This window comes from Rhodococcus sp. JG-3 (assembly GCF_000482405.1).
Taxonomy (GTDB): domain Bacteria; phylum Actinomycetota; class Actinomycetes; order Mycobacteriales; family Mycobacteriaceae; genus Rhodococcoides; species Rhodococcoides fascians.
Genome location: NZ_KI519398.1, coordinates 829,817 through 842,050, shown reverse-complemented (window position 1 = coordinate 842,050; position 12,234 = coordinate 829,817). Strand labels below are relative to the sequence as shown.

11 protein-coding genes are annotated in these 12,234 nt (G+C 63.1%); 8 read left to right on the top strand and 3 right to left on the bottom strand.

Annotated elements, in window-relative coordinates:
• Positions 1–2: 2 nt before the first annotated feature.
• Genes yidD through rpmH form a run of 3 tightly spaced genes read right to left on the bottom strand, consistent with a single transcriptional unit; the run spans position 3 to position 883 of the window.
• The gene (gene yidD / locus K414_RS0105315; protein WP_027495003.1) at positions 3–332 is read right to left on the bottom strand and encodes a membrane protein insertion efficiency factor YidD; all 330 of its coding nucleotides are present in this window, start codon (positions 330–332) and stop codon (positions 3–5) included.
• Positions 329–709 (bottom strand): ribonuclease P protein component, encoded by a 381-nt coding sequence (rnpA, locus tag K414_RS0105310; RefSeq protein WP_027495002.1) that lies wholly within the window; start codon positions 707–709, stop codon positions 329–331. Before rnpA ends, yidD begins: the two co-directional genes overlap by 4 nt.
• A 30-nt stretch (positions 710–739) precedes the next feature.
• Positions 740–883 (bottom strand): 50S ribosomal protein L34, encoded by a 144-nt coding sequence (rpmH, locus tag K414_RS0105305; RefSeq protein WP_026347786.1) that lies wholly within the window; start codon positions 881–883, stop codon positions 740–742.
• 622 nt (positions 884–1,505) lie between these two features.
• Here rpmH and dnaA point away from each other — a divergent pair.
• The 8 genes from dnaA (at position 1,506) to gyrB (ending at position 12,227) form a co-directional block, all read left to right on the top strand.
• Positions 1,506–3,038, top strand: a complete 1,533-nt coding sequence (dnaA, locus tag K414_RS0105300; RefSeq protein WP_027495001.1) for a chromosomal replication initiator protein DnaA — start codon at positions 1,506–1,508, stop codon at positions 3,036–3,038.
• 670 nt (positions 3,039–3,708) lie between these two features.
• Positions 3,709–4,893 carry a DNA polymerase III subunit beta gene (gene dnaN / locus K414_RS0105290; RefSeq protein ID WP_027494999.1) on the top strand — a complete coding sequence of 395 codons (1,185 nt, stop codon included), beginning with the start codon at positions 3,709–3,711 and terminating at the stop codon, positions 4,891–4,893.
• A gap of 104 nt (positions 4,894–4,997) precedes the next feature.
• Positions 4,998–5,924, top strand: a complete 927-nt coding sequence (gene gnd / locus K414_RS0105285) for a phosphogluconate dehydrogenase (NAD(+)-dependent, decarboxylating) (RefSeq protein ID WP_027494998.1) — start codon at positions 4,998–5,000, stop codon at positions 5,922–5,924.
• A complete protein-coding gene (recF, locus tag K414_RS0105280; protein WP_027494997.1) occupies positions 5,925–7,157 on the top strand; it encodes a DNA replication/repair protein RecF in 1,233 nt (410 codons plus the stop codon).
• A complete protein-coding gene (locus K414_RS0105275) occupies positions 7,154–7,714 on the top strand; it encodes a DUF721 family protein (RefSeq protein WP_027494996.1) in 561 nt (186 codons plus the stop codon). The genes recF and K414_RS0105275 overlap by 4 nt, the downstream gene beginning before the upstream one ends.
• Positions 7,715–7,881: 167 nt before the next feature.
• Positions 7,882–8,799 carry a metal-dependent hydrolase gene (locus tag K414_RS0105270; protein ID WP_027494995.1) on the top strand — a complete coding sequence of 306 codons (918 nt, stop codon included), beginning with the start codon at positions 7,882–7,884 and terminating at the stop codon, positions 8,797–8,799.
• Positions 8,796–9,929 (top strand): PDR/VanB family oxidoreductase, encoded by a 1,134-nt coding sequence (locus K414_RS0105265; RefSeq protein WP_080736544.1) that lies wholly within the window; start codon positions 8,796–8,798, stop codon positions 9,927–9,929. The genes K414_RS0105270 and K414_RS0105265 overlap by 4 nt, the downstream gene beginning before the upstream one ends.
• A 255-nt stretch (positions 9,930–10,184) precedes the next feature.
• Positions 10,185–12,227 carry a DNA topoisomerase (ATP-hydrolyzing) subunit B gene (gene gyrB / locus K414_RS0105260; RefSeq protein ID WP_027494993.1) on the top strand — a complete coding sequence of 681 codons (2,043 nt, stop codon included), beginning with the start codon at positions 10,185–10,187 and terminating at the stop codon, positions 12,225–12,227.
• The last annotated feature ends 7 nt before the right edge of the window (positions 12,228–12,234 follow it).

The window sequence follows — 12,234 nt, the reverse complement described above, 5'->3', positions numbered from 1 at the left end:
CTCTATGTACTCCTCTGTTCTTCCACTCGCAGGAGATCGTGGTGTTCTTCGGTTTCGGTCAGCTCGGTGACGGTTGCGCGCCACCTACCGGGTTCGGGCACCGGGTCCCAGCCTCCAGAGTGCCAGGGAGCACATTTGAGGAGGCGGACGACTGCCAGGAGCGAGCCCTTCGGCATCCCGTGCACCTGGAGCGCCTCGATGGCGTATTCACTGCAGGTGGGGGAGAAGCGACAGGTAGGGGGCCGCATCGGGGACACATAGGTCCGGTACAACACGATGCAGTAGACGAGAGTTCGAGCAGGAATGGAACGAAGGTTGCCCATGAATGTCATGACGGCGGACCCTTCGGAGCTTCGAGTAGACCGAGCTTCTTCAAACCTGAACGCAGTTGAACGTGTAAATCTGCCGAGGATGCGTGCGCAGCACCCGGAAGTGCTCGAATGACCACGTCGGTGTTCACCGCGAGCCCGTCGATCACCTCGGCACAGATATGCCGAAGCCGGCGCGCAACTCGATGACGAGTTACGGCCGGCCCGACTGCCTTGCTGACGATCAATCCGAAACGTGGCCCATGAACGGTGGATGCGATGCCCTGCTCGTGACGCGCAACTGCGTGTACGACCAGGTCCGATCTACCCATTCGGCGTCCTCGACGCATCACCACGGTGAAGTCACGTGCGCGATGCAGCCGATTCGGCTCAGGAAGCATCCCGAGCTCCAAGCTTCGGACGAACGGTTATCAGGCTGTGAGTTCTTTGCGGCCCTTGCCGCGACGTGCGGAAACGATTGCACGACCCGCACGGGTACGCATACGAAGACGGAAGCCATGAACGCGCGCGCGGCGGCGATTGTTCGGCTGGAACGTCCGCTTGCCCTTGGCCACGGTCAACACTCCTCGAGATTCGAAGACGCCGATCTGTCGGCGCCTGCTGTAAAGGTTCTCAGCGAGTTCGGATGAACTCGCTAGCCTCCCGAGCGAGAAATCCGAGTGAAGACAGACTGTGAGCAGCCAGCAAGCATCGGCCACCTCGCTATTGGGTGACTGTTCGAGAGTACTGATCGAGTCACCGGTGGTCAAACTCGCTCGACATCGACCGATCCGTCGATTCATACACAGGCCACCGACGACGAGACCTCGGACGGGCCGAAGAGTCGACAATATCTGTCGTTCCGCCGCGCCGCGCAACTGGTCGTTGCTGCGATCGAACGACTGACAATGGCTATCGCCGCAGGTCAGACTGTCGTATACGTACTACCACGCCACTCGGTGACGGTTGGGCTCACATCGGTGTCGTTTATCCACACCTGTGGATAATTGTGTGGAAACACAGTTCAGGTGGCATATTCGTACCTTGCGGGGTCCACCGAAGGACCCTTGTCTCGGCCGCGGAGGCGCACGATCGACGACGCTATCCGACGACGCGGTTGCGCGGGTTCGAAACGCCGCACCGAATCGGTTGTCGGAGTCCGGCGAGACCTACAAGCTCGACGACGGAGGGATCGACGTGAACGACGATCCGGATGCGCTTGCGCGCATCTGGCCCGAGGTAGTCGCGGAGCTGACGTCCGACCGACACAGTGGGTCGCCGCTGACCAAGGGCCAGAAGGCCTGGCTCGCGCTGGTCAAACCGCTCACGTTGACTCAGGGCTTCGCTCTGCTCGCCGTCCCGTCGACCTTCGCTCAGGAAGCGATCGAACGTGACCTGCGCGAACCCATCCTGGGAGCCCTGGGGCGTCATCTGGGACAGGGTGTCGAAGGTCTCGGCGTTCGGATCTCCGCCCCCGAGGACGAGAAGCTCGAAACCGAGCGCTCGACGTATCCCGATGCCGTCAGTTCCCCGACGTACCGGCGCCGCGTCCTGACCAGCAGAGACGACGAGCCGTCGGACTCCGAGACCGCCGATTACGAGGAAGTGGACGACGAGCGGGAAGCCCTCGCCAGTGTCCAGAACTCGTGGCCGACGTACTTCACCAAACCACCGGAGTCGACGCCACCATCGTCGGGTGCCAACAGCCTCAACTCGAAGTACACCTTCGACACGTTCGTGATCGGCGCCTCCAACCGGTTCGCGCACGCCGCCGCGGTCGCCATCGCCGAAGCACCCGCCCGGGCGTACAACCCGTTGTTCGTGTGGGGGGCATCGGGCCTGGGCAAGACGCACCTGCTGCACGCGGCCGGTCACTACGCGCAGCGCCTGTTCCCGGGCATGCGCGTCAAGTACGTCTCCACCGAAGAATTCACCAACGACTTCATCAACAGTCTCCGTGACGACCGCAAGGTGGCGTTCAAGCGCCGCTACCGGGAGACCGACGTGCTGCTGGTCGACGACATTCAGTTCATCGAGGGCAAGGAAGGTATCCAGGAAGAGTTCTTCCACACCTTCAACACGCTGCACAACGCCAACAAGCAGATCGTCGTCTCGTCCGACCGACCACCCAAACAGTTGGCGACCCTCGAGGAGCGGCTGCGTACCCGCTTCGAGTGGGGCCTGATCACCGACGTCCAGCCACCGGAGCTCGAGACGCGGATCGCCATTCTGAGCAAGAAGGCTCGGATGGATCGACTCGACGTGCCGCACGACGTCCTGGAGCTGATCGCCAGCCGCATCGAGCGCAACATCCGCGAGCTCGAAGGCGCCCTCATTCGCGTGACGGCATTCGCCTCGTTGAACGGACAGGCCCTCGACCTCACCCTCGCCGAGGTCGTCCTACGTGACCTGATTCCCGATTCGTCCAGCTTGGAGATCAACGCGGCCACGATCATGGCCGTCACCGCGGAGTACTTCGACACCTCCATCGAGGACCTGTGCGGACCGGGTAAGGCCCGAGCGTTGGCCATGGCCCGGCAGATCGCGATGTATCTCTGCAGAGAGCTCACCGACCTGTCGCTACCGAAGATCGGTCAGACGTTCGGCCGAGATCACACGACGGTGATGTACGCGGACAAGAAGATTCGCAAGGAAATGACCGAGCGTCGCAAGGTCTACGACCAGGTCCAGGAGTTGACGGCGCGCATCAAGCAGCGCTCGAAGCGATAGCTCCACAGTCCTTCGGCAACGACGGCGACGGCGCCGATTCCCATCGCGGGGGTCGGCGCCGTCGCCGTTTTCGTCGGTGATCGGTGCCGCCTCGGTTCGACTCGGGCGTCGATCGAACACGATCTCCAGTCGATTCCGGATCGAATCTGGGTCGATTCTGCGCCGAATCCGGGCCGATTCTGGGCCGAATCGGATGACATTTCGGAGCCGACGACCATTGATTCACACCTGTGGATAACCATGTGGACAACCGTCGACTTCTGGGGATGGAATGTGGGCGCCTGTGCACCGATGCGATTGGTCCACAGGCAGCCGTCCGTCAACCGCAGATTGGTCCCGAGTTCATCCCCACGACACCACGCCGAGCCACCAGCATCGCGAGGGCTCCATGCACAGATTGCACAGGACCTATTAATACTTCTGTTTTCTCCTTGAAAGAACTTCTTTGAAAACAGGTGTTGGGGAACGATCCGTTCACAGCCCCCTTCCGACGACCGCATCGGTGCCCTTCGCGGCCTCGCCCGAGCTTTCAACTTCGTCTCGAAGGGCATACGGTGTGCTTGCGCTGGATGTGCCAGACTCGTCGTTGCATCGGTTGGAGCCGCGACGATCGTGGTCGCACCGCTCGACTGTGCACACGAATGCCCCGAACGAGAGGAAATGCCGAGCGATGGAGCTTGGAAGTTTGAAGTTTCGCGTTGCTCGTGAAGATTTTTCCGATTCCGTGGCGTGGGTGGCCCGCAGCCTGCCGTCCCGGCCGCCCGTTCCCGTTCTCGGTGGCGTTCTGCTCGCCGCCGACGAACAGGGTCTGACGGTCTCGGGCTTCGATTACGAGGTCTCCGCCCAGGTGAAGGTGTCGGCCGAAGTGGCCACCGCAGGACGAGTTCTGGTGTCGGGCAAGCTACTTGCCGATATCACCAAGTCGTTGCCGAACAAGCCCGTCGACGTCACCGTCGACGGGACTCGCGTTCTCGTCAACTGCGGAAGCGCAAAATTCTCGCTGCCGACGATGCCGGTCGAGGACTATCCTCAGCTACCCGAGTTGCCCAGCAACACCGGTTCGCTGGCCGGTGATGTCTTCTCCGAGGCCATTGCCCAGGTCGCCATTGCGGCGGGCAAGGACGACACGCTTCCCATGCTGACCGGTATCCGTGTCGAGATCGACGGCACCAACGTCGTGCTGGCTGCGACCGACCGATTCCGGTTGGCGGTTCGTGAGGTGGACTGGACTCCCGCCGGCGCCGACACCACCACCGCAGTGCTGATTCCGGCGAAGACTCTGTCCGAGTCGGCCAAGACTCTCGGCGGCAACGCGGGTTCGCCCGTCGAGCTGGCTCTCGGTTCGGGTTCCTCCATCGGAAGCGACGGTTTGCTCGGAATCGTCAGTGACGGGCGCCGCACGACCACTCGTCTGCTCGATGCGGAATTCCCGAAGTTCCGTCAGTTGCTGCCGGCAGAACACACTGCCGTCGCAACACTCGAGATCGCGCCGCTGGTCGAGGCCATCAAGCGCGTGGCACTCGTCGCCGAACGCGGTGCGCAGGTGCGTCTGGAATTCAACGCCGAAGGTGTGCTGCTGTCGGCAGGCGGCGACGATGCCGGCCGCGCCGAGGAAGCTCTGCCGGCCGACTTCCAGGGCGAGGCGCTCACCATCGCGTTCAACCCGGGGTACCTCATCGACGGCCTGTCCTCCTTGCACAGCGAGAAGGTCACGTTCGGTTTCACGACCCCGAGTCGGCCTGCAGTGCTGCGTCCGACGTCGGACGAGGAGCTGGTGCCCGACGATTCCGGCAAGTTCGCGGCGCCTCAGTCCCAATACACCTATCTGTTGATGCCCGTCAGGCTGCCGGGCTGATCCTGCCTGGTTACTGTTGAAGTTGCGGGATCGTACGAGTCGTTCCGCCGGCTCCACTCCCGCTCGACCGGAATTACACCTGACACAGACAAGGACGCTTCCTCATGCAGCTGGGCTTGGTCGGTCTCGGAAAAATGGGCTTCAACATGCGCGAGCGGCTGCGCGAGCACGGCCACGAGGTCATCGGTTACGACCCGAGGCCCGAGGTGACGGACACTCCGTCACTCGCCGGTCTCGCGGAATCCCTCACCGCCCCCCGGGTGGTGTGGGTGATGGTGCCCTCCGGCCAGATCACCCGGGACACCATCACCGGGCTCGGGGATGTTCTCGAACCGGGCGACCTGGTGATCGACGGTGGAAACTCGCGTTTCACCGATGACAAGCCCAACGCAGAACTGTTGGACGCCAAGGGAATCGGGTACATCGATGCCGGAGTTTCGGGCGGTGTCTGGGGATTGAAGAACGGCTACGGCCTGATGGTCGGCGGCGACGACGAGCACGTTGCACGCGCTATGCCGATCTTCGACGCCCTGCGTCCGGAAGGGGAACGCGCGGACGGATTCGTCCACGCCGGCCCTGTCGGTGCCGGGCATTACTCGAAGATGGTGCACAACGGCATCGAATACGGTCTGATGCAGGCGTACGCCGAGGGCTACGAGATCCTCGAGGCCGAAGAATTGGTGCAGGACGTGCAGGGCGTACTGCGGGCCTGGAGCAAGGGCACCGTCGTGCGGTCGTGGCTGCTCGATCTGTTGGTCGAGGCACTCGGTCAGGATCCGGAGTTCAGTGAGATCTCGGGGTACACCGAGGACTCCGGCGAGGGTCGATGGACCGTCGAGGAGGCCATTCGGCATGCCGTACCAGCCCCGGTCATCTCCGCAGCTCTGTTCGCGAGATTCGCTTCGCGACAAGAAGATTCGCCTGCAATGAAGGCAGTGTCGGCGTTGCGGAACCAGTTCGGCGGGCATGCCGTCAAGAAGGCGGATGCGGACGAGACACTGCGCGCACCCGCGCCGAAGAACACCGAGTAAGTGTTCGTCCGGTCTTTGCAACTTCACGATTTCCGGTCCTGGGACGACGTCATCGTCGACCTGGGCCCGGGATCGACCGTGTTCGTCGGGCCCAACGGCCACGGTAAGACCAACCTGCTGGAATCACTCGGTTATCTGTCGACGCTGTCCTCGCACCGGGTCTCGACCGATGCGCCCATGATCAGGGCAGGTGCGTCCACCGCGTTCGTCGGCAGCGCCGTGGTCAACCACGGACGCGAGTTGATCATCGACGTCGAACTGCTCGAGGGCAAGGCGAACAAGGCGAGGATGAACAGGTCTCCGCTGCGTCGACCACGAGAAATTCTGGGTGTACTGCAGAGTGTGTTGTTCGCACCCGAGGACCTCTCGCTGGTGCGCGGCGACCCGAGTGAGCGCCGTCGGTATCTGGACGAGCTGCTCACCACCAGAATTCCTCGAATGGCCGCTGTGCGTGCAGATTACGACAAGGTGCTGCGTCAGCGGTCGGCACTGCTGAAGACCGCCAGCGGGGCGTTGCGCCGAGGCTCGTCGTCCACCGACGGCTCGAGCGCTCTGGCCACGCTCGATGTCTGGGATGGCCATCTTGCTGCCCACGGTGCCCGATTGCTGTCGGCCAGAATATCTTTGGTACACGAGCTGATGCCCTTCGTGCAGCAGGCCTACGAGTCGATCGCGCCGGAATCGCGGCTCGCCACGTTGTCCTATCGATGCAGCCTCGCCGAGGCACTGCCGCCGGAATTCTCCGATGCCGGCCGAGCACCGGAGTCCGACGACGTCGACGTGCTGGAAGCTGCTTTCCTGCACCAACTTTCGGTGATGAGGCAGCGAGAGATCGAACGTGGGGTGTGTCTGGTCGGTCCCCATCGAGACGATCTGGAATTGATGCTCGGCGACCGACCCACCAAGGGCTTTGCCAGCCACGGTGAATCGTGGTCGTACGCACTCTCTCTTCGGCTCGGTTCCTTTTCGTTGCTGCGCGAGGACGGGACCGACCCCGTCCTGATGCTCGACGACGTGTTCGCCGAGCTCGACCGCAAGCGGCGCACGGCCCTGGCGGCAGTGGCGGCCGACGCGGAACAGGTACTGATCACCGCCGCGGTTCCCGAGGACGTGCCACCCGAACTCGATGCACGACGCTATGGTGTCGAGGCTCGTCAGGAATCCGATTCCGGTGCGGCAGGGCGTATTTCGACCATCACCGAGCTGTCGACGTCGGAGAATGAGGTGTCATGAGCGACGACACGAACTCACCGGCACCGGATGAGCAGCCGGAGTTGAAGGGCGTCGACCTTGCTCGGCGGGCCCTCGAAGATGCCCGGGCTGCGGCCAAGGCGAGCGGCAAGTCGGTCGGTCAAGGTCGTTCGTCACCGACCGGGGGTGTCCGGGCACTGCGGGGGCGTCGACGACGGGGTTGGTCGGGAGCGGGCCCCGACGATCGGGATCCGCAGGCATTCGGTGCATTGGCCAACAGCATCGCGTCCAAGCGTGGGTGGTCGGCCAAGGTATCGGAGGGTGCCGTGCTGGGGCGCTGGCCCAGCGTCGTCGGTGAGGACATCTCGGCGCACGCCGACCCCACCGGCCTCAAGGACGGAGTGCTCAGTATCTCCGCCGAGTCGACTGCGTGGGCGACGCAGCTCCGATTGATGCAGTCGCAGATTCTGGCGAAGATCGCGGCGGCGGTGGGCCACGGTGTGGTGACGTCGCTTCGGATCACCGGGCCGACGACGCAGAGCTGGCGAAAAGGCGAGCGCCATGTCAAAGGTCGTGGTCCGCGGGACACCTACGGATAGTGACTGTTCCCAATGCGCGTTCGACGTAGCCCCTGGTCCAGGTGATCCTCAACAGATGTTGGGGGCAGTGTTGCTGTGAGACAGTTGGTATGCGTAGCGTGATTCGGGACACGCAACGGTCGGGGGACCGAATACTGTTCCATGCGGCCATCGGACGAGGAGAAGTTGTGTCTGCACCTACGAAGAAGGCGTCGACAACGGCGGTCGACGTCGATGGGACCCCCGAAGACAGAGTGGTTCTGCACGCTCGGAACGTCGAATTCGATTGGGAAACTCTGCCGCTGCACTATATGGACGGCAATCCCCTGGCCACCCATCTGATCAACGTGATGCACCTGCTTCTGCCCGAGGGCGAGGAGTGGTTCGTGCGTACGTTCAAAGAGGCGTTGCCGCTCATCCACGACGATCAGTTGCGCGACGACGTGATCGGCTTCATCGGCCAGGAAGCCATGCATGCACAGGCCCACACCGAGGTCCACGATCAGCTTCGGGCCCACGGCATCGATGTCGATCCGTACGTCGACCAGATGAAGTTCCTGTTCGGACGCGCGCTCGGCAACCGCTCGGGCCACGGTCAGAACAGCCTGGTGGAGCGTCTTGCCTTGATCGCAGCTGCCGAGCATCTGACCGCGTTTCTCGGCGACTGGGTTCTCAACGCGCGCGAGCTCGACGAAGCCGACGTCGATCCGGTCATGCTCGATCTGTTGCGGTGGCACGGCGCCGAAGAAGTGGAGCATCGTTCGGTGGCGTACGAGGTGATGCGCTACTTCGACGTTCGGCCGGCCCGGCGTATCCGGACCTACGTGGTCATTGCACCCACTCTCGTCTGGTTCTGGACGCGCGGCGTGCGCTACCTCATGAGCCAGGATCCGACGTTGGCGCATCTGTCGCCGAAGGAGCGCACGCCGTCGTTCCGTGAATTCCGACGGGTCGCCAAGGCCGGTCTGTTTCCGACGCCGATGTCCATGGTCAAGGCGTCCCTGCGGTACTTCAAGAGCACATATCACCCGTCTCAGGAAGGCTCGACGGCCCAGGCCGTGCAGTATCTCGCCACCTCGCCGGCGGCGCGGTCCGCTGATCGATGACCAAACGCACGTTGCGGAGCAGGCTCGACGCGATGGCTCGAAAGGTCGACTCGTTCCGAGTAGGCCGCACGATTCCACAGAATCTGTACGGGCGTGACGAGCCGGATCAGACGGTGTCGCTGGTCACCGATGCACTGGACAAGTGGTTCGCCCTCCTCGACAACGGTGAGTACGACGCCTCGTTTGCGGCGCCTCCCGTCGCGCGTACCCGAGAACTGACACTGGTCTCCCGTGACGTTCTGTGCATCGACGAACAGGTCGTCCAGCTGACCTTCGCCGCCGCTGACGGGTCGGCTCTGCCGGCGTGGGCACCGGGAATGCACTTGGATTTCTACCTCCCGTCCGGTCGCCGACGGCAGTATTCCCTGTGCGGATTGCCCGGCGACGACACGTACTCGATCGCAGTACGACTCGTGCCGGACGGCGGCGGCGGATCTCCGGAGATGCACGCGCTGACGGTCGGCACTGCGGTGTCGATCAGGGGGCCGCGCAACGGGTTTCCGTTCGTACCGTCCGAACAGGCAGTATTCGTCGCCGGTGGAATCGGCATCACCGCGATCATCTCGATGGTGCGCCGTGCCCGCGATCTGGGCATGGACTGGCACCTCGTCTACTGCGGCCGCTCCCGCGAGTCGATGCCGTTTCTCGATGAGATCGAGGGCTGGGATCCCGCCCGGGTCACCGTGCGCACCGACGACGTGGACGGCATGCCGTCGAGTATGGATCTGTTGGGCTCGACGGCCCCCGGCGGTTCGGTCTACGTATGTGGTCCGCCGCCGATGATCGACCTCGTTCGCGCCTCGTTCGACGCCCTCCCGGCCACGCATCTGCACTTCGAGCGCTTCTCACCGCCGCCGGTGAAGAACGGGACGGAATTCGAGGTGCAGCTCGTCGATTCCGGCGAAATTCTGTCGGTCGGTGCGGAAGAGACTGCGCTGCATGCCATTCGACGCATCAGGCCGGATGTCGCGTACTCGTGTCAGCAGGGTTTCTGCGGCACGTGCCGGGTGCGAGTGCTCAGCGGAACACCGCAGCATCGAGAGAATCGGTTGACGACCGAGGAGCAGCGGCACGAGATGTTGATCTGTGTCTCGCGGTCGGACGGAGAACGGATCGTCCTCGATCTGTAGCCGAATCGCCGGTTTTACCCTTCATCTTTGTCGTCCGATGTCGAGAAAATGCGCCTGTGAAGCAATCAGGGGCCTTTTAGGGGTGTCATCGTCCCCATGCTGTCGCAGCCACCCAGTACTATGGACCGGTACGACATCAAGCCCGGAACAAACGCATGGACCGAGCACGGCGGAAACGACCGTGCCGACCCTGCGGTAGCACCTACGTCAGGTGTGAGCGGGGTAGTGGACGCGTAGAAGGAGAACCAGCTAACCGTGGCTGCCCAGAAGTCAGGTAACAGTGAGAACAGCAAGGATTACGGCGCTTCTTCCATCACGGTCCTCGAGGGCCTGGAAGCAGTCCGTAAGAGGCCCGGTATGTACATCGGTTCCACCGGTGAACGAGGCCTGCACCACCTGATCTGGGAGGTCGTCGACAACTCCGTCGACGAGGCCATGGCCGGCTACGCCTCCACCGTCGACGTCACCATCCACGAAGACGGCAGCGTCGAGGTCAAGGACGACGGCCGCGGCATCCCCGTCGCCATGCACTCCTCCGGTGTTCCCACCGTCGAGGTCGTCATGACCCAGCTGCACGCCGGTGGCAAGTTCGACTCCGACTCCTACGCCGTCTCCGGCGGTCTGCACGGCGTCGGTATCTCCGTCGTGAACGCACTCTCGACCAAGGTCGAACTGCAGATCGCGCGTGACGGTCACCGCTACAAGCAGACGTACGATTACGCCAAGCCCGGCCCACTCGAGACCGTCGGCGACACCACGGAGACCGGCACCACGGTGCGGTTCTGGGCCGACGGCAAGATTTTCGAGACTCTCGACTACAGCTTCGAGACCGTGCATCGTCGCCTGCAGGAGATGGCGTTCCTCAACAAGGGACTGACCATCAACTTCACCGACGAGCGAGTGGCGGCCACCGACGCGACCGAGGAAGAACTCGGCGAGACCGCCGAGGCACCCAAGACCGCCGAGGAAGAGCAGGCCGACGCGGCCAACGCGAAGCCGGCCAAGGTTCGTAAGCGGACGTACCACTACCCCGACGGTCTGGTGGACTTCGTCAAGCACATCAACCGCACCAAGACCGCGATTCACAACTCGGTCGTCGGCTTCACCGGCAAGGGTGAGGGCCACGAGGTCGAGATCGCCATGCAGTGGAACGCTGGTTACTCCGAATCGGTGCACACCTTCGCCAACACGATCAACACGCACGAGGGCGGTACCCACGAAGAGGGTTTCCGTACCGCGCTGACGTCGACGGTGAACAAGTACGCCATCGAGAAGAAACTGGTCAAGGAAAAGGACGTCAAGCTCACCGGCGACGACATCCGTGAAGGCCTCGCCGCCGTCATCTCGGTGCGGGTCGGCGAGCCGCAGTTCGAGGGCCAGACCAAGACCAAGCTCGGCAACACCGAGATTCGCTCGTTCGTGCAGAAGGCGTGCAACGAGCACCTCTCGCACTGGTTCGAGTCCAACCCGGCCGATGCCAAGACGATCATCAACAAGGCGGTCTCGTCCGCGCAGGCCCGCATGGCCGCACGTAAGGCGCGAGAGTTGGTGCGGCGCAAGAGCGCAACCGATATCGGTGGCCTGCCCGGCAAGCTCGCAGACTGCCGCTCGAACGATCCGAGCAAGTCCGAGATCTACATCGTGGAGGGCGACTCCGCCGGCGGCTCGGCCAAATCCGGCCGTGACTCGATGTTCCAGGCGATCCTGCCGCTGCGCGGAAAGATCATCAACGTCGAGAAGGCCCGCATCGACCGTGTCCTCAAGAACAACGAGGTCCAGTCGATCATCACCGCGTTCGGCACCGGCATTCACGACGAGTTCGACATCGCCAAACTGCGCTATCACAAGATCGTGCTGATGGCCGACGCCGACGTCGACGGCCAGCACATCTCCACCCTGCTGATGACCCTGTTGTTCCGGTTCATGCGGCCGCTGATCGAGAACGGTCACGTCTACCTGGCCATGCCGCCGCTGTACAAGCTCAAGTGGAGCCGCGGCGAACCGGATTTCGCGTACTCCGACCGCGAGCGCGACGGTCTGCTCGAGGCCGGTATCGCCAACAAGCGCAAGATCAACGTCGAGGACGGCGTCCAGCGCTACAAAGGCCTCGGCGAGATGAACGCCAAGGAGCTGTGGGAAACCACGATGGACCCGGCAGTGCGAGTTCTTCGTCTGGTCACTCTCGACGATGCCGCGGCCGCGGACGAACTGTTCAGCGTCCTGATGGGCGAGGACGTGTCCGCCCGCCGAAGCTTCATCGCGCGTAACGCGAAAGATGTTCGCTTTCTTGACGTTTAGTCGTTTC